The following is a 17389-nucleotide window of genomic DNA, read 5'->3' as shown; positions in this document are numbered from 1 at the left end:
GGATCACCGTTCGCGGTCACTCCGGCGCCGAGGATCAGAGCGTGCGGATCGTTTCTCCGCCATTCGACGACAGCGCATCCGCAGCATGGTCGCGCTGACCGGCGGAATACGCGTGCACCACGACGGCGGAACGCCCTTCCTTCAGCGCGCCACGCACCTTCAACACGTAGGGGTCGTGGTCCGGGCGCAGCGAGATCAGCCCGCCGAGCATCAATCCCGCCACGCCGCCGTAGCCGATCATCATGCCGGCGGCGAACCATGGAGACTGCACGATGGCGGGCACCTGCATCATCATCAGTACGGCGAACAGCACCGCGCCCGTGCCAAGTCCGGCCAGGCCAAGCTTGTAGTGGGCGATCAGGATCGTGCGGAAGATGCCGTGGCTTTCGGGCTCCAGCTTCCTGCCGGGTTGCTGGTCCATCGGAGTCACCACCTGCACCTGCGTGGGACGCAGGTTGAGCAGGCCGCCGACCTTGCCGGCGATCCTGCGGGCGGTGCTTTCATCCTCGAAGATGGCGGCGACCTTGCTGTCGGACATTTCACCGGTGACCGGTGAGAGCATGCTCATGACGACGACCTCCTGTGTTGTGCGGGATGCGGCGTTCTGAGGAGCATGCGAGCCGATCCATCAACGCATCCTGACCGGATGCCGCACGTCGTGATTTCTGTTTTCCGACCAGTCATGCTGGTGTGCACATGGCTTTAACCTTGCGTTCTCCCGTGCGTGACGCTGCACGTGGAATGCTGCAGGTGGAATGCCGATGTTGCTCAGGAGGCGATCATCATGGCCACCGATCCGAAAGCCGCATATGCCGACAAGCAGAAGCGCAAGGCCGAACATATTGCCGACAGCTATCGCAAGCAGGGCGTGTCCAGGGATGTCGCGACGGAACGTGCCTGGGCCACCGTCAACAAGGAGAATGGCGGCGGCAAGCAGTCCGGCTCAGGCAGGAAAGGAAGCCGCTGGAAACGCGGGCTTCGCCGCGCAGACGGGAGGCATCCGCGCGTGTTCCGCGGCGATGGATCAGGTCATGCCCGCCTGCCGTTCGTAGTCGAGCTTGACCGCGCCTGCTTCGTTGAATCGGGGCATGGCGACATCCAGTGTTTCCGGTTCGCCATCGATCGCGACCAGTACGCGTCCGGCCTTGATCTCGTCCTCGAATTCCTGGCGGATCGGATCGGGAATCGAGGAACCGACCAGCGACGAGACCCAGGCGCCGATCGCGCCGCCGCCGAGACCGCCGGCCAGCGCGGCGCCAGCCAGGGTGATGCCCAGCGGCGTCAGGCTGACCGCGACCAGTCCCGCCAGCGTGCCGGTGATCGCGCCATAGCCGGCACCCCGCAAGGCGGCCGGAATGAAATCGGAGTCGGCCATCTTCAGCTGGTCGGCAACCTGCTCGAGTTCGATGTCGGAGCGGGCCACCACCGACAGATCATCGTCGGTGAAGCCGGCCGCATAGGCGATGGCGATGAGGTCGCGGGCATGTGCGACGTCGCGGGTACTGAATACGATGCGCTTGCGCATGTCGAAGACTCCTTGGCGCGAGTCCCGATTGAGGCATGACGGGCGGCAATGCATCGTGAAGGTGCCAGACCGTGGATCCTGCTTGCGTTTCGAAGCGGACGTGAGCGTCGCATCAGGCATGTCTCGTCAGGCACGTCGAGACCATCGCGACAGTTCGCGCTGCGTCAGCCAGAACGCACCGAACAGATACGGCAGGCAGCTGGGCACCCACATCAGCAGGCCGGCCAGCTGCTGGTCGTGCAGCGGATCCAACCCGATGGCGGCAGTGCGCCCTGCGTAAATCGCGTACAGCGGACGTGGCGAGAACGTCAGCAGTGCGCCGATCAATCCCATCTGCATCATCACCGCGACCATCGAGCCCAGGGCTGGCAGCGAGCCGGTACGTGGATCGCGCAGTCGCTGCAGCAGCGCATGCCAGTACCACAGCCCGGTCACCAGGAAGCTCGCATGCATCAACCAGTGCAGCGGCTCGAACGCCAATGCGCGGGTCAGAGCCGTAGGCACATGCCAGGCCCACATGACCAGGCTGTGCGCGATCGCAGCGGCCGTCAGTGCGGATCCGACCCTCCCCAATCTGCGGGCGATGGCCTGCACGATGCGATTGGCTTGGCGTGGCAAGGCGGTCGCGATGGCGGCCTGCGGCTGGCCTGCCAGCAGCAGCGGCGGGACCAGCGCCAGCAGCAGCATGTGCTGCGCCATGTGCGCGGCCAGCGACCAGCTTCCGTATGCGTCCAGCGGCCAGATGGTGGCGAACCACAGGCAGGTCATGCCGAGCGCGAACGCGGATGCGCCTGCAGTGGAAATGCCGTGGCCGATACCGGCGCGTCGCCACAGCAGCCAGAGTCCGCGTGCATAGGCGCACAGCAGCAGCGCGAAAGGCACCAGGATCCAGGGTGACAACGACCATGCGCTGCCCCAGGTCGGCGGGGTGTCGGCCGGATGTGCTGAGGCCTGTCCGATCGCCGCGACCGCCAGCACGACGCAGGCCAACAGGCATCGCAGCACGCGTGGCCGACGCGCAGCGGTTGCGAAGCTGGCGTGGAAGGTGGATGGCACCATGCCGATGGCACGGAAATGGGCCATGCACATCCGGCTTGCAGGCGATGGCGTAGGCTTCATGACGGTCTCTCCATGGAGCGCGCGTGTACTTCTGGATCAAATCCCTGCATATCGCGGCCGTGTCCCTGTGGTTCGTGGGACTGGTGTTCCTGCCGCGCTTGCTGTTGTCGTGGCATCGCCGCAGCCGGGATTCGCGTTCGGACTACGGCACGTTCGCGATCAACACCTTGTACTTCCGCATCATGACGCCGGCAGCGCTGCTGGCGGTGGTGCTCGGCGCGATCCTGCTGCTGCAGGTGGCGCCGTCGCCATGGATCATCGCGAAACTCGGGTTGGTCACGCTGGCCGTGCTGCTGCACGTCTACTACGGCATGATCCTGTACCGGTTCGGGCACGGCGAGGGGCGCGACAGCAGTACGCACTATCGCCATACGCGCTGGCTGCCACTGGTGCTGTTGCTGGCAATCGCCGCGGTCACTGCCGGCAAGCCGGGAGACCGGACCCGCTCCGCTGTGCTTCCAACCGCTGCAACACCGACGGCTGCGACATCCGCAGTTTCGATATCGCCAGTGGCGACAGCGACGGCCGCCGGTGCGGATGCGGTCGGCCACTGGACAGTCTTGCGTCGGCAGTGTGCCGTGAAGTAGAGACATCCTTGCTGCAGGCTCGGTCACGGCTCGTGGCTGCCATAGACGCCGATGCCATGACGGAACGTCAAGGTGCCGCCGAGCCAGCCGGCGACCATCGCCATCGTCGTCGTCGCCGCCGATTGCAGCAGCCCCCAGGGCCAGACGGCGGCTTCGGGATCGGGATGGCGCAGCCAGACGCCGGCGGCGGCCAACGCCAGCAGCATCACCGCGGCGACCGCGTGGCTCCATGCCGAGACATGCCGGCGCACGCTGCGGATCGTCAGCACGTCGATCGCGCCGACGCAGCCGGCAAGTACGCCCAAGACCAGTCCGGCGACGCAGAGCCAGTACGACACCTGCGCCCAGAAGCCCACCTGCAGCCACAGGAACACCAGGTCGGTGACGAACGCCATGCTCAGGAACGCAGTCGGGTAGACCACCAGCATCGGATGGATCGGATGCCCGAGGATGGCCATGCGGCTCTTCAGCGAGGGGCCACTCTCGGTCGCGGCGGGCTGACGGATCTGCTTGCGCATCGGGACGGTCTCAGCGGCAGGTGGAGAGGATCAGCAACGGGATGCCAGTGAAGGCGATGGCGACGGTCGCCAGTACCGAGACGGCGGTCGTCAACGTCGCCATGAAGCGGTCCAGCGGCGGTGCATCGTGGTCGGTACCGCTGCGCGTGCTTGCCGGGCGTTGCCGCCATGCGCGCCATCCCAGCCAGGCCGTCGTCAGCATGGCCGCAAGCGTCAGCAGCAACAGGCACCAGACGATCCCATCGCGACCCGCCCATCGCAGCGCATGCCAGCCCTGGCGGCAGGCGATGGCCTGGATCGCGTAGACGACGATGAAGTGCAGGGCCCAGACCGCCAGCGGCGCGGCCATGCCGGTCAGGCTGCGGGCATGCACGCGGCTCATGTCGCCATCCGCGGAAAGAGATGGATGACCGCCCAGGCGATGGTGCCCTGGACGACCGTGTAGTGCCACAGGCCGGAGGCGATGCGGACGTCGAGATCGCGCTCGCTGTCGGCGTACCCGCGGCCGATGCGCGCGCAGGCAAACAGGCCGGCCAGTCCAGCAACCACGACATGGATCGCGTGGAAGCCGGCCAGGGTCCAGACCACCGCCGCGTAGGCATGCGCCTGCGGTGGGCCGACGTCGCGCAACGCCGCTGCGTGCAGGTACAGGAAGGCGATGCCGGCGAGGCCGCTGGCGACCGCCATGGCCTGCGCCGGGCGTGCGGCATTGCGCCGGTTCATCGCCGACATCATCGCCGCGCCCACGCTGCTGGCCAGCAGCGCGAACAGGGCCGGCAGGGCCATGCCGCTGGCAGCGACGCTCGACGCCTGCGGTGGCCATTGCGGCGTGCCCAGCCAGAGATAGAAGTACGCGAACACCAGCGACGCGAACAGCGAGCCGTCGATCAGCAGGCCGATGACCAGCGCCCACCAGCCGGGTGCGTTGGCGCTGCTGCGCTGCGTCGGCAGCCATGTGCCGGGTGCGGCTTCGCGGCGCAGCGGCGCGTGACGGTCGCCGGTCGTCCAGGCCCAGACAAGCAGCAGGGCCAGCAGCGGCAGCAGCAGGCCCGCCGCAGCGACGTACTGCTTGGCGATGAAGCAGGCCAGCAGCGCGGCGATGGTCAGCGCCGACAGCAACGGCAGCCAGGTCGAGCCCGAGACCCGGATCACCTGTTCCGGCCTGGCATTGCGGATGCCGGTGCCGAGCACTTCGCGACGATCGTCGGCCACGGAGCCGAGCCAGCCGCTGGCGCCGGCGCTGCGTGGCGCCCAGTCCGGGGTCTGCCATAAGGGATAGCGGTCGGCGACCTCGTGCATCGACGCGAAGTTGTAGGCAGGCACCGGTTGCGGCAGGGCCCACTCCAGCGTGCCGGCACGCCAGGGGTTGCGGCGTGCGCGCGGGCCGTGCAGCAGGCACAGCGCGACGTCGATCAGGATCGCGATGATGCCGGCGGCCATCGCGAAACTCGCGGCGGTCGACAGCAGGTTCAACCATTCCACGCCCAGGTGCTCGCCATAGGTGTAGACGCGTCGTGGCATGCCGAGCAGCCCGGTCAGATGCATCGGCAGGAACGCGAGATTGAAGCCGATGAACAGCAACCAGAATGCGCTGCGGCTGAGGCCTTCCGACGGCATGCGCCCGGTGGCCAGCGGCAGCCAGTAGTACAGCCCCGCGAACAGCGGGAACATCAGCCCGCCGATCAATACGTAATGCAGGTGGGCGACGACGAAATGGGTGTCGTGGGCCTGCCAGTCGAACGGCACCAGGGCCAGCATCACGCCCGTCAGTCCGCCGCAGACGAACACCACGAAGAAACCCATGATGTAGAGCATCGGCACGCGCAGCCAGGGCCGGCCGGACCAGAGTGTCGCGATCCACGCGAAGACCTGGATGCCCGACGGGATCGCGACTGCCATGCTGGCGGCGCTGAAGAACGCCAGCGCCAGCAGTGGGATGCCGACTGCGAACATGTGGTGTACCCACAGGCCGAAACTCAGGAAGCCGGTCGCGACCAGCGCCAGCACGATCCAGCTGTAGCCGACCACGGGAATGCGCGCGAAGGTCGGGATGACCATCGAGATCACGCCGGTGGCGGGCAGGAAGATGATGTAGACCTCCGGGTGCCCGAACAGCCAGAACAGGTGTTGCCACAGCAGGGGATCGCCGCCACGGCCGACGTCGAAGAACACGACATCGAAGGCGCGCTGCATCTCCAGCAGGATGCTGGCCAGGATCAGCGGTGGGAATCCGAATGCGATCATGAAAGCGGTGACCAGCACCGCCCAGGCGAACAGCGGCATGCGGCCCAGATGCATGCCCGGCGCGCGCGTCAGCAGGATCGCGACGATCAGCTCGACGGCCGCGGTCACCGCCGCGATCTCGGCAAAGGTCACGCCGATCAGCCAGAAGTCGGCGCCCATGCCCGGCGAGTAGGTCGCATCGGCCAGGGGGACATACATGAACCAGCCGCCGTCCGGTGCCGCGTCGAACAGGAAGCTCGAGTACAGGAACAGGCCGCCGAACAGGTAGCACCAGTAACCGAACGCGCTGAGTCGGGGGTAGGGCAGGTCGCGCGACCCCAGCATCTTGGGGATCAGGTACATCGCGAAGCCTTCCATGATCGGCACCGCGAACAGGAACATCATCGTCGTGCCATGCATGGTCACGAACTGGTGGTAGCGTGCCGGATCCAGGACCTCGTTGCCGAACCATGCCAGCTGCAGGCGGATGAACATGCCGAGCAGTCCGCCGACGAGCAGGAACGCGAAGCCGGTGACAATGAAGCGCAGCGCGATCGTGCTGTGGTTGACGGCCGTGAGTTGCCCCTTCCAGCCAGGATCGTTGGCCCAGACCTGCGCCAGCACGGCGACGAATGCGGCGTCCCGGGTCGCGACCTGCCGACCGTTGTCCTGCGGGAGGGTATCGGTGCCAGCGCCGCTCACCATACGGTCTCCGGCAGGAAGCGGTCGCTATCGCTCCGCAGCCAGGCTGCGTACTGGTCGGGTTCGACCACATGCACGTCGAAGCGCATGTGCGCATGATCGAGGCCGCAGAACTCTGCGCACTGGCCACTGATGCGTCCACCCTGGTCGGCGCGCAGGCGGATCGTATTGATGCGTCCGGGGATGGCATCGATCTTGCCGCCAAGCCGGGGAATCCAGAAGCTGTGGATGACATCCTCGCCATGGACGCGGAACTCGACCCATTCGCCGCGTGGCATCAGCAGGGCATCCTCGCTACGCGCGAGGATGTCGCCATCGATGCCATCGCGATATTCGAACGTCCATTGCCACTGGCGTGCACGCACGTCGACGGCATGCGCGACCTGTTGCCGGTCCCCTGTGATGCGCTCGCTGCTGGCGGCGCTGTAGACCAGCAGGGCCATCAGCATGAGGGTCGGCAGCAGCAGCCCGCCGATGACGATCAGGCGGCGTCCGCCCACGGCACGCAGGCTGGGCCTGCGTCGCGACATCGCGTGCCACGCCAGCACGACGACCAGCATCCAGATCAGGGTGGCACCGGACAGCATCCACCACCAGATCGCACCGATCGCATCCGCGGACGGGCCGGCTGGATCCAGCGCCGATTGTGGGCCCTGGCATGCCGACAGCAGGTACGCCGACAGTGTGCATGCCGATAACGCGGCAAGGGATGATCCGGACCTGCCGCATGCGGGAGGCCGCGCGCCTTGCATGTCGGGAGGTCTGCGGGCAGCTGCGGGCGGATTGATGGCGATCCCTCCTGGCGGCGTGGCAGCGGATGTGGCGGCGGTGCGGTCCGACGGGATCGCGCGGCATGACAGCGTGCGAAATGACGGCGTGAGAATGGATGCCGCTGCGATCGGGCAGGATGCGAATCGATGGGCGACGCATTCAGGTTTGCATGGCCGCTGTGGCCGAGAGGTGAAGCGCGACGGCCGGCATGTCATGCGCAGCGGTGCAGGGACTGCCGCGCACGACTGGACGCGACAGTGTCCAGAGGACGCACGCTCCAAAACAAAGCGGACGCCGAGGCTGGGCCACGGCGTCCGCACGCGTATTCCCGACAATGGGCCCCTGCCTGCTGCAGGCAGGGCCCACCCCGCGCGAGGCCCGCGCTATTGCACGGTCGTTCCGGTGTCGGCCAGACGGTAGCCCGCGCTCTGGATGGTATGCAGCAACTGCGTCGGATACGGCCTGTCGATGACGCGGCGCAGGTTGTACAGATGGCTGCGCAGGGTATCCGAATCGGGCAGGTGCTGGCCCCAGATCTCGCGTTCGATCTCCTGGCGTGAGACTACGCGTGGCGACTCGCGCATCAGGATGTTCAGCAGTTTCAGGCCGATCGGAGAGAGCACCAGTTCATCTCCATTTCGCGTGGCGCGCATGCTGGCGGGGTCGTAGGCAAGATCGGCGACGCGCAGGACTTCTCCGCCGACCTCGCGACGTCCGCGACGGACCAGCGCCCGGACCCTGGCTTCCAGCTCCTCGATCGAGAAGGGCTTGGTCAGGTAGTCGTCGGCACCGGCCTGCAGGCCATCGATCTTGTCCTCCAGCGTGTCGCGTGCGGTCAGCATCAGGATCGGCGTGCTCATGCGCGCGTTGTCCCGCAGCTTGCGGCAGACCTCCAGGCCGTCCATGCGCGGCAGGCCGAGGTCCAGCACGATGACGTCATGCGATTCCTCGGTCGCAAGCCGGTAACCTTCGGAGCCGTCTCCTGCGTAGTCGACTTCGTAGCCGCGGCTCTCCAGGAAATCGCCCATGAGGCCGGAGATGTTGCGATTGTCCTCGACGATAAGCACCAGACCGCGATGTCCCGTATGCATGGCGTCCTCGCTGTGTGAAAGAGTTGAAGCCAAACGATGGCAGGCGTTCAGTTTGTTCTGTGTGAAGTGATTGAGTGTTGACGGCGACATCGATCACGTTTTGCGAGCGTCTGACTTGAATTCTTGTCTTCTGCGCAACCGACGACGCGCAAAGAAGGCATGAATACGCAGGGATTCCGGTCACCGTGCTGGCCTGTCCGCGAGCCTATTCATCGGTTGCGTCGCGCTGGTCACGTCGGGCGATCCGTCCATGGCTCACGTCCATAGGGCGCAGGCCGACAGCGCAGTCATCCTTGCGCGCATTGCGCGCGACCAGCGCCTGCGTGTGTTGACGCCGCATTGACGGCCGCCACGCACAATCGCGTTCCGCAATGCCGCGCATCCGATGCCTGCGAACGCCATGAAAGCCGACGTCCCGCCCGATCTTTCCGCAATCGAGGCCGCGCGCCAGGCGGCCGAGATGGGCCTGCGTTATGTCAGCGACCACGCCCCGGGCATCCAGCGGCGGCGCAGCGGTGGCGGCTTCAGTTATCGCGGCAGCGATGGCCGTGCCATCCGCGATCCGCAGGTGCTTGCGCGCATCCGCGCACTGGCGATCCCGCCAGCCTATCGCGACGTCTGGATCTGCACGTCCGAGCGCGGGCACCTGCAGGCGACCGGCCGCGACGCGCGCGGGCGCAAGCAGTATCGCTACCACCCACGCTGGCGCTCGTTGCGCGACGTCGACAAGTTCGATCGCCTGGTCGCGTTCGGACGTGCCTTGCCTGCGTTGGGCCGGCCCCGGCGCAAGGACCTGGCTTTGCCGGGCTTCCCGCGCGACAAGGTGCTTGCGATCGTCGTGACGGTGATGAGCACCACGCTGATGCGGGTCGGCAATGTCGAGTACCAGCGCAGCAACCGATCCTATGGCCTGACCACGCTGCGCAATCGCCATGCCTCGTTCGTGCGGGGTGGTGGCCTGCGCCTGAAGTTCCGTGGCAAGAGCGGCAAGGAGCACGACATCGCCATCGGCGACCGGCGGCTTGTGCGGATGGTGCGGGCGCTGCACCAGTTGCCAGGGCAGTTGTTGTTCCAGTTCCGTGGCGACGATGGCGAGTTGCAGCCGGTCGACTCCGGCGCCGTCAACGATTACCTGCGCGACAGCATGGGCGAGGATTTCACCGCCAAGGATTTCCGGACCTGGGGCGCGACGCTGGCCGCCTTCCAGCAACTGGCGGCGACTCCGGCCCCGGAAGCGCCGTCGCAGCGCCTGCTGGCCAGCCTCGAGCGCGAGGTGGTCACCGGGATCGCCGAAGCGCTCGGCAATACGGTATCGGTGTGCAGGAAGTCGTACATCGACCCCTGCGTGTTCGCGGGTTGGCAGGACGGCAGCCTGCAGCGCACGGCGCGTGCGGCACGCGGCGAGCGCCAGTGGGAGGCCGCTGCGCTGCGTTACCTGTCGCGCACGCACCGCGTCGCAAGCAAGTCCACCTCACGGCGACGCAAGCCGGGCTGAGCGGTCGACATCGCCGGGAGGTACTACCGTCCCCACGCAGGCCGTCGCCACGCCACATGGTGGCGCGGCGGCAAGACGCGATCAGATCACCGCGAGCGTGCGGTTGTCGAAGCGGTGCGGGAACTGCTGCGCGATCGCCAGTTTGCGCTCGATCGAGGCCAGGATCGCCGATGCGAAGTTGACGCCGGCCAGCTCGCTGCAGGCTTGCAGCGTTCCCGGACTGAACACGTTCACTTCCAGGATGGTGTCGCCGATGATGTCGATGCCGACCAGGAACATGCCGTCATGCACGAGCTTGGGCCGGATCAGTTCGGCGACATGCAGCTGGCGGTCGGTGATCTTGACCTTGCGGGCCTTGCCGCCGGCATGCATGTTGCTGCGCATGTCCTGCTTGGCGCTGACTCTGCGGATCGCGGCGTACTGGCCATCGACCTGCAGCGGCAGGCCGTTCATCAGGAACAGGCGGATGTCGCCCTTGTCGGCTTCCGGCACGTAGGCCTGGGTGATGATGTAGCCATCGCGACCGATCGCCTCGATCATCTGGTTGAGGTTCTTGCCGGTCTTGCCTTCCAGCAGGAACACGCCCTGGCCGCCCGACCCCTGTAGCGGCTTCAGCACCACCTTGCCGTTGTGCTTCTTGGCAAAGGCCTTGATGTCGGTCGGCGAACGGCTGATCAGGGTGTCGGTGCGGACTTCGCGGGGAAACGACTGGAAATACAGCTTGTTGCCCGCCTGCGACAGCGCGCCCGGGTCGTTGAGCACCAGTACCCCGCGTTGCGCGGCCAGTCGTCCGAACTGGATACCGATGTCCTGCGCCCAGGGGCGGTCGATGGCGTCGCGCGAGGGATCGTTGCGCAGCATCAGCACGTCGACATCGTCGATCGCGACCAGCTTGGTCTGTGCGATCGATTTGAGGTCGCTGAAGAAGCGGGCGATCGATCGCTTGCCGTTCTTCTGCGCGGGGATCACATGGGCGTGCATGCGCAGCACGTCGTCGGCGCCCAGCGTGAAATCGCCTGCGGTGACGTAGCAGACGTCATGGCCCCGGCGCGAAGCTTCGTGCGCGAGCACGGTCGTGGTGTAGTGCTCCTGCTCGTCTTCCATCGTATTGACGAAAAATGCGATCAGCATGGTCATGGTGTCCTGAGCAGGTCGACGAAGGGAATCCCGGCACGCACGCGCGCGAGGTTGCGCTGTACGGTCGGGCGGGACAGGAATTCGGGGATGGCCATCGGCGCGCGCAGGATGCCGCGTTGCCGGAGTTCCTCGACCATCGGCACATGCTGCAGCGCGATCTTGCCGAACCAGAACGTGCCCAGATCGTGGCCCTCGGCCAGTACGTCGAACACCTGCTTGAGTCCGCGCAGGTAGATCGCGTCCTTGCCCAGGCCGCCTGACCGGAACACGCGCGCGACGATGTCGAAGGACGCGGCGGCGGCGAACGCATGGCGGTCGCGCAACAGGCGGTCGCAATCGATGAAACCGGCGCCGTCGTGCATCGCGTCGACGACCAGCACCCGTGCCGCGAGCAGGCGCAGCCGTGCCGCGGTCAGGCCGCCGACGGCGTACTCGGCGAACACCCCGAGACCTTCCTGGATGCCTTCATAGCCGGCAAGGCCGGCGCCGAAGATCGACAGGCCCTGCTGGCGTCCGTTGACGCAGGTCAGCACGTGCACGCTGATTTCATGCTGCAGCAGCGCGTCCAGGCGCTCGCGGCGCATCCGGGTTTCGGTCGAGATCAGCACCGCGTTGCCCGACACCATCAGCCCCGGCGCGATGTCCTTGCGCAGGCAGGCGTCGGCGATGAAGTCCGGCAGCCCGTCGTGGTAGCGGGCGATCAGGGCCTGCGCCGCGGACTGGACCGCGTGGCAGTCGATCCATGAGGCGTCGTCGGCATCTTCCGGCTCGTGGATCGCTTCGAGGATGTGCAGCGCCGCTTCGCGCAGCCAGGGCTCGACGGTGCCGTACTGCATCGCCGACGCGTGCCTGAATGCCGGGGTGTTGCGGACCTGCAGCATCGTCAGCTGCAGGTCGAGTTCGCGCTGCTTCTCCAGGAACAGCGTTTCCAGGACCGGGTCTTCGACACCGCGGACGTCGATCGCATGCAGGGCGCGCTTGCCGCGCTCGGGGCTGATCGTCAGTGGCCGGTAGCGGAACTGCGGTGGCTTCTGCGCGTCATCGGCCTGGTACTGCTGGCGCGCCTGCACGGTATTGATCGGTGAGACGCCCAGCAGGAAGTCGAAGGAGTGGCTGATCCGCGACAGTTCGCGGTCCACGGCCACGGCGGCATCGATGAAGGAACTGCGTCCCAGGCTGCGATGGTGCGGCCGGTCGCCCGGCGTCGTGGCCTCGACGAAAGCGGCGCAGGCCTGCAGCAGCGCATCCAGCACGGCGCTCTCGAGGGCATGGAAGACCTGCGGATAGACGCCTTCCTCGCCGGGCACGCGATGGACTTGCGGCAGGCCCAGCGACAGGTGCGACAGGTCCGGGATGGCGGCGACCAGCGTTTCCAGCCCGGGTTCCGCGTAGGCATGGTCGACCGGCTCGATCTTCGGCGTACGCTGGTCGACGCGCAGCGACTGCAGTGCCTTGCCGAGGCGATCGGCCGCCGCCTGCGCAGGTGCGTCGTCGGTGGCGCCGACGATGAAGTCGAAGCGCTCCAGTCGCGGGCTGTCCTCCTCGAGGATCCGGTCGCGCGGCAGGTCGTACAGCGACAGCAGCAACAGGCCGGGAAAGTCGCGGCGCTGGCGTTCGAGGATCGCCAGCACGCGGCCCAGCGCCTCGGCGTCCGCGGCTTCGGCCTCGGGCCACATCACGCTGGCCGGGCTGATCGTCGCCACGCGATGGGCCAGGCTGCAGGGATCGTCGGGATAGCGGCTCAGCAGCAGGAATGGCAAGGGGCGATCCAGGTGGACCCGGCCGCCGGCGGCCAGCGTCTGCCGCGAGACGCCATCGCTATCGACCGCGGGCAGGGCGGTCTGCCCGCCCGCGTCATGGCGGGCATCGTCCTGCAGGTCGGAGGCCTGCGTGCGCGGCGACGGCGAGCGCTGGCTAGCCATGCGCGGGCGCATCCGTCGGCCGCGCATCCGGCTCGTTGCGCGCCTGCAGCAGGCCTCGTGCATGGGTCGCGATGTCTCGCATGAAGGCCTGCATGGTCGCGAGTTCGGCGGGATCGGGCTGGCCGCTCCATTCATCCATGAAGAACTTCTTGAACTCGATCGCGATCGCGCAGCCGGCGCCTGGATAGCGCGCGTGCACGAAGCGTGTCAGTTCGCCGCGCCCCTCGAAGGCCACGTTCTCACGTACGTCCAGCCGGCGACCGCCGAAGTCGAAGTCGCGCATGCGCTCGATCAGCGGATCGAGCAGCCAGGCCCATTGCGCGCGCGGCATCGAGTAGGTGCCGATGTTGATGTCCGGTGCATCCTGCTGCGGCGTCGGCGCAGCGTCGGCACCATCACGGCGATGGTTGTAGCTGTGGACATCCAGCACCACGAATCGGGGATGCGCGGCCGCGACATCGTCGAGCAGCTGCCCCACCATGGCGTAGAAGGCGCGGTGCGAGCGCAGGGACTCGGCCACGAAGGCGTCGTCGGGCGGCGCCTGCCAGACCTGCAGGCCCCAGCATTGCTCCGGCGTGCGGTAGACCGCCGCTTCCGGCGGGCGGTTGAGGTCGACCTCGAAGCGCGAACGGTGCGCGATGACATGGGTGGGGATGCGCGCGATGGCATGGCCGGTGAACGGATCTTCTTCGCGCAGGCGCCCGGCATCGGACAAGGCCATCGCGGTCTCCACGGCGGGCCGCAACTGGTGGCCGTCATGGATCGCGGTCGCGACAATGGCATCGTCGCTGCGCTGCAGCCGCCACCATGGCTGCGGATCGTCTGGATGGACGCCTGCCGTGGTCATGGACACGTCTGCGTCTGCGATGGCGGAAACGGCGTTGTCATGCATCTACCTCGTGGGACGGCGATCACATGCGCGGTGATCGGCGGGGCGGGCTGCGTGTCGGGTGTCCGTTGTAAGCGAGTCCGCGTGAGCGAGGCGTGGGCGCGGTCGCCATTGCCAACGCTGTGAGGCCGGGCGCCGGCGCGCAGGCGCCGGGTGTCGTCGCCGCTGCCGTGACCGGGCGCTGGAACGCGTGTCCGCCTTGTGGCACCGTGGGCCGCTTCGCGCTTGTCGTCGATCCGGGAGTCTGCGGTGCCGAACCTCCATGCCGTCCACCCTGCCGCAGCCCGCAATCCCGCGTGGTGGTCGTTGCTCCTGTTGCTCGTGCTGGCGACGGCGCAGGTCGAGGCGCGACCGCCATCGCCGAGCGAACATTTCGGTTTCGCCATCGGCGACGACTACCAGCTTGCGAACTACAGCCGGACCGAGGCCTATTTCCGCAGGGTCGCCGCGAGTTCGGACCGCTTCCGGCTGGTCGAGATCGGCAGGACGTCGGAAGGCCGTCCGCACCTGATGCTGATCGCATCGTCGCCCGCGAACCTGGCGCGGCTGGAGGAGTATCGCGGGATCTCCGCACGGCTGGCCCGCGCGCGCGACGACGAGGCGGTCGCGCGCCAGCTCGCCTCCGCCGGCAAGGCGGTGGTCTGGATCGATGGCGGACTGCATGCGACCGAGACCGTCGGCTCGCACCAGCTGATCGAAACGGTGTGGCAACTGGCTTCGCGCGACGATGCCGAGACCCTGCGCATCCTCGACGACACCATCGTGCTGCTGGTGCATGCCAATCCCGACGGCCAGGAGCTGATCGCCGACTGGTACATGCGCGAGCCGGTCGCGAACAAGCGCGTGGCCGACACCGCGCCGCGGATGTACCAGAAGTACGCCGGGCACGACAATAATCGCGACTTCTACATGGCCGCGCTGCAGGAGACGCGCAACCTCAACCGCGTCGCCTATACGCAGTGGTACCCGCAGATCCTCTACAACCACCACCAGTCGTCGCCTACCGGTACGGTGATCGTGATCCCGCCGTATCGCGACCCGTTCAACTATGCGATGGACGCGATGGTGCCGGTCGGGCTGGAAGCGCTGGGCGCGGCGATGAACACGCGCTTCCTGCAGGAGGCCAAGCCCGGCGCAGTCTCCAAGGGCGGCAGCGTCTATTCGACGTGGTGGAATGGCGGCCTGCGCACGACGCCGTATTTCCACAACATGCTGGGCGTGCTGACCGAGATCACCGGCAGCCCCACGCCGATGCAGATGCCGTTCCTGCTCGACCGGCAGTTGCCCGACAGCAACCTGCCGCTGCCGGTGCCGGCGCAGCGCTGGCATTTCCGCCAGTCGATCGACTACAGCCTGACCGCGAACTGGGCGATCCTGGATTACGCGTCGCGCCATCGCGAGCCGTTGCTGTTCAACATCTGGCGCATGGGCCGCAACTCGATCGAGCGCGGCAGCCGCGACCACTGGACCGCGCGACCCTCGGCGCTGGATGCGGCGCGCGCGCAGGCGCTGGCCGAGCGCAAGCCTGCGGCGGCGGGTGCTGCCGCAGATGCCGCAGATGCCGCAGATGCCGCCGCTGGGCAGGTTGCGGCGCCTGCGCAGGGCGCGGCGACGGCGGCGGCGATCAACGAACTCACGGCCGTGCAGTACCAGCGCCTGTACGCCGCAGACCGCCGCGATCCGCGCGGCTACATCCTGCCAGCCGACCAGGCCGATTTCCCGACCGCGGTGAAGTTCGTCAACGCGCTGCTGCTGGCCGGCGTCGAGGTTGAGCGGGCGGAACGCGCGTTCGAGGTCGCCGGCAAGGGTTATCCGGCCGGCTCGTATGTCGTCCGGACGGCGCAGGCATTCCGCCCGCACGTGCTCGACATGTTCGAACCGCAGGACCATCCGCACGATGTCGAATATCCGGGCGGACCGCCGGTCGCGCCCTACGATTCGGCCGGCTGGACGCTGGCGCTGCAGATGGGGGTCGCCTTCGACCGTATCCTCGACGGTTTCGATGGTCCGTTCGCCGCCGTGCCTGTCGGCGAGCTGCAGTCGCCGCCAGCGGCCTCGGTTGCCGGCGCGTCCAGTGGTTACCTGATCGATCCACGCGCCAACGACAGCTTCACCGTCGTCAATCGCGTGCTCAAGGCGGGCGTGCCGGTGCAACGTCTGGACGGCGAGGCGGGCATGTTCCACGTCCCGTCGACCGCCGCCGCACTGGCGGTGCTGGGCCCGGCCGCCGCAGAGACCGGTGTTGCGGTCGCTGCGTCGCCGCGACGGATCGGCGAAGGGCTGCATGAGATCCATGCGCCACGCATCGCGCTGTGGGACCAGTACGGTGGTTCGATGGTGTCGGGCTGGACGCGGCTGGTGCTGGAATCGTTCGGCTTCGACTATGAGGTGGTCTATCCGCAGGCGATCACTGCCGGCGGGCTGCGCGAGCGCTTCGATGTGCTGATCCTGCCCAGCGGCGCGTTCCCGGCCGCCGAGGCGCTGGCGATCGAGGGCAAGGCACCCCGCGCCCCGCGCCGGCAAGGCCAGGATAAGGTGCCGGCGGCGTTCCAGCACATGCTCGGCGAGCTCGACGACAGCTCGCTGCCGGCACTGCGCGCGTTTCTGGACGCGGGCGGCCACATCATTGCCACCGGATCGTCCACCGGTCTTGCGCTGAGCCTGGGCCTGCCGATCCGCAGCCACCTGCGCAAGGTCGGCGACGATGGCCGCGACCGTGCACTGCGCCAGCGCGAGTACTACATCCCGGGGAGCGTGCTGTCGGTGGCGGTCGACACGACGCATCCGGTGGCCATGGGGCTGCCGCAGCGGCTGGACCTGTATTTCTCGGACGGCCGCTGGGACAACGCACCGGTGTTCGACCTGCCGGACGGACACGCCGGCATCCGCCAGATCCTGTGGTTCGATGGGCCGCAGCCGCTGCGCAGCGGCTGGGCGCTGGGACAGGAATACCTCGACGGTGGCGTGCTGGCGGCACAGGCTGACATCGGCGAAGGGCGGCTGTTGCTGCTGGGCACGGACGTGACGTTCCGCGCGCAAAGTCACGGCGCGTTCAAGCTGCTGTTCAATGGGCTGCTGCAGGCGACCACGTCGGCACAATAAGAACCTGCTCATGATCTTGCTGCGCTTGCCAGCTGACGCGTGTGCGGTGCTCGGAATGCTCATGTACCACACGTACACTGCGCTTCCTGTGCTCCACCACGCGCCATCTGACTGCGCTCGCGACAGATCGTGAACAGGTTCTCGGGCCCGTGGCGGCGGCTGCGACCAACCTGTGCTGAACCATGGCGCGGCGATGGCTTGCACCCTGGCCGCAGGGGCGCATCATTCGATCTGGATAATTGTTGTGCCAGTCGATCAGAACGCTCGATCGGAGTGCTCGATCAGGGCGGTCACCCGTGTTCGAGCCG

The 17389-nt window shown here is 67.4% G+C and carries 14 protein-coding genes; 3 read left to right on the top strand and 11 right to left on the bottom strand.

Annotated features, from left to right (window positions below; all coding sequences use genetic code 11):
* Positions 1-34: 34 nt before the first annotated feature.
* From ACYX7E_RS06210 to ACYX7E_RS06200, 3 genes are all read right to left on the bottom strand, one after another.
* Positions 35-568 carry a hypothetical protein gene (locus ACYX7E_RS06210; RefSeq protein ID WP_462079701.1) on the bottom strand — a complete coding sequence of 178 codons (534 nt, stop codon included), beginning with the start codon at positions 566-568 and terminating at the stop codon, positions 35-37.
* A 456-nt stretch (positions 569-1024) separates the two neighbouring features.
* Entirely contained in the window at positions 1025-1525 is a 501-nt protein-coding gene (locus ACYX7E_RS06205; RefSeq protein WP_462079700.1) for a hypothetical protein, read from the bottom strand.
* Between the two features lie 126 nt (positions 1526-1651).
* Positions 1652-2644 carry a cytochrome c oxidase assembly protein gene (locus ACYX7E_RS06200; protein WP_462079699.1) on the bottom strand — a complete coding sequence of 331 codons (993 nt, stop codon included), beginning with the start codon at positions 2642-2644 and terminating at the stop codon, positions 1652-1654.
* Positions 2645-2667: 23 nt separating this feature from the next.
* Here ACYX7E_RS06200 and ACYX7E_RS06195 point away from each other — a divergent pair, with 23 nt between their 5' ends.
* Positions 2668-3231 carry a CopD family protein gene (locus ACYX7E_RS06195; RefSeq protein ID WP_462079698.1) on the top strand — a complete coding sequence of 188 codons (564 nt, stop codon included), beginning with the start codon at positions 2668-2670 and terminating at the stop codon, positions 3229-3231.
* A 23-nt stretch (positions 3232-3254) separates the two neighbouring features.
* Here ACYX7E_RS06195 and ACYX7E_RS06190 read toward each other — a convergent pair whose 3' ends face one another.
* The 5 genes from ACYX7E_RS06190 to ACYX7E_RS06170 all read right to left on the bottom strand — a co-directional run bounded on the left by ACYX7E_RS06190 (position 3255) and on the right by ACYX7E_RS06170 (position 8536).
* The gene (locus ACYX7E_RS06190) at positions 3255-3749 is read right to left on the bottom strand and encodes a DUF2231 domain-containing protein (protein WP_462079697.1); all 495 of its coding nucleotides are present in this window, start codon (positions 3747-3749) and stop codon (positions 3255-3257) included.
* Between the two features lie 10 nt (positions 3750-3759).
* On the bottom strand, positions 3760-4131 hold the full coding sequence (locus ACYX7E_RS06185; RefSeq protein WP_462079696.1) for a hypothetical protein: 372 nt from the start codon (positions 4129-4131) through the stop codon (positions 3760-3762).
* Positions 4128-6674: a cytochrome c oxidase subunit I gene (gene ctaD, locus ACYX7E_RS06180; protein WP_462079695.1), complete on the bottom strand. Its 2547-nt coding sequence runs from the start codon at positions 6672-6674 to the stop codon at positions 4128-4130. Before ctaD ends, ACYX7E_RS06185 begins: the two co-directional genes overlap by 4 nt.
* Positions 6671-7342, bottom strand: a complete 672-nt coding sequence (gene coxB / locus ACYX7E_RS06175) for a cytochrome c oxidase subunit II (protein WP_462079870.1) — start codon at positions 7340-7342, stop codon at positions 6671-6673. The genes ctaD and coxB overlap by 4 nt, the downstream gene beginning before the upstream one ends.
* A gap of 486 nt (positions 7343-7828) precedes the next feature.
* Positions 7829-8536 (bottom strand): response regulator transcription factor, encoded by a 708-nt coding sequence (locus ACYX7E_RS06170; RefSeq protein WP_462079694.1) that lies wholly within the window; start codon positions 8534-8536, stop codon positions 7829-7831.
* A gap of 385 nt (positions 8537-8921) precedes the next feature.
* On the opposite strand from ACYX7E_RS06170, the gene ACYX7E_RS06165 reads away from it, so the two are divergent.
* Positions 8922-10031, top strand: a complete 1110-nt coding sequence (locus tag ACYX7E_RS06165) for a DNA topoisomerase IB (RefSeq protein ID WP_462079693.1) — start codon at positions 8922-8924, stop codon at positions 10029-10031.
* A gap of 81 nt (positions 10032-10112) precedes the next feature.
* Here ACYX7E_RS06165 and ACYX7E_RS06160 read toward each other — a convergent pair whose 3' ends face one another.
* From ACYX7E_RS06160 to ACYX7E_RS06150, 3 genes are read right to left on the bottom strand one after another with little or no spacing between them, the layout of a single operon-like run.
* Positions 10113-11162 (bottom strand): glutathione synthetase, encoded by a 1050-nt coding sequence (locus tag ACYX7E_RS06160; protein WP_462079692.1) that lies wholly within the window; start codon positions 11160-11162, stop codon positions 10113-10115.
* A gap of 2 nt (positions 11163-11164) precedes the next feature.
* On the bottom strand, positions 11165-13090 hold the full coding sequence (locus ACYX7E_RS06155; RefSeq protein WP_462079691.1) for a tyrosine/phenylalanine carboxypeptidase domain-containing protein: 1926 nt from the start codon (positions 13088-13090) through the stop codon (positions 11165-11167).
* On the bottom strand, positions 13083-13937 hold the full coding sequence (locus ACYX7E_RS06150; RefSeq protein WP_462079869.1) for an N-formylglutamate amidohydrolase: 855 nt from the start codon (positions 13935-13937) through the stop codon (positions 13083-13085). The genes ACYX7E_RS06155 and ACYX7E_RS06150 overlap by 8 nt, the downstream gene beginning before the upstream one ends.
* Positions 13938-14228: 291 nt before the next feature.
* Between ACYX7E_RS06150 and ACYX7E_RS06145 the strand changes: the two genes are divergently transcribed.
* On the top strand, positions 14229-17081 hold the full coding sequence (locus ACYX7E_RS06145) for a M14 family metallopeptidase (protein ID WP_462079690.1): 2853 nt from the start codon (positions 14229-14231) through the stop codon (positions 17079-17081).
* Positions 17082-17389: the final 308 nt, after the last annotated feature.

The sequence above is a fragment of the Luteimonas sp. RIT-PG2_3 genome, assembly GCF_054902115.1.
This window is presented reverse-complemented; position numbering and strand designations above follow the sequence as displayed.

What these genes read in the sequence shown, in the direction of transcription:
- ACYX7E_RS06210 (WP_462079701.1), bottom strand. Translation starts at nt 568, where the DNA reads ATGAGCATGCTCTCACCGGTCACCGGTGAAATGTCCGACAGCAAGGTC.
- ACYX7E_RS06205 (WP_462079700.1), bottom strand. Translation starts at nt 1,525, where the DNA reads ATGCGCAAGCGCATCGTATTCAGTACCCGCGACGTCGCACATGCCCGC.
- ACYX7E_RS06200 (WP_462079699.1), bottom strand. Translation starts at nt 2,644, where the DNA reads ATGAAGCCTACGCCATCGCCTGCAAGCCGGATGTGCATGGCCCATTTC.
- ACYX7E_RS06190 (WP_462079697.1), bottom strand. Translation starts at nt 3,749, where the DNA reads ATGCGCAAGCAGATCCGTCAGCCCGCCGCGACCGAGAGTGGCCCCTCG.
- ACYX7E_RS06185 (WP_462079696.1), bottom strand. Translation starts at nt 4,131, where the DNA reads ATGAGCCGCGTGCATGCCCGCAGCCTGACCGGCATGGCCGCGCCGCTG.
- ACYX7E_RS06170 (WP_462079694.1), bottom strand. Translation starts at nt 8,536, where the DNA reads ATGCATACGGGACATCGCGGTCTGGTGCTTATCGTCGAGGACAATCGC.
- ACYX7E_RS06165 (WP_462079693.1), top strand. Translation starts at nt 8,922, where the DNA reads ATGCCTGCGAACGCCATGAAAGCCGACGTCCCGCCCGATCTTTCCGCA.
- ACYX7E_RS06160 (WP_462079692.1), bottom strand. Translation starts at nt 11,162, where the DNA reads ATGCTGATCGCATTTTTCGTCAATACGATGGAAGACGAGCAGGAGCAC.
- ACYX7E_RS06155 (WP_462079691.1), bottom strand. Translation starts at nt 13,090, where the DNA reads ATGGCTAGCCAGCGCTCGCCGTCGCCGCGCACGCAGGCCTCCGACCTG.
- ACYX7E_RS06150 (WP_462079869.1), bottom strand. Translation starts at nt 13,937, where the DNA reads ATGACCACGGCAGGCGTCCATCCAGACGATCCGCAGCCATGGTGGCGG.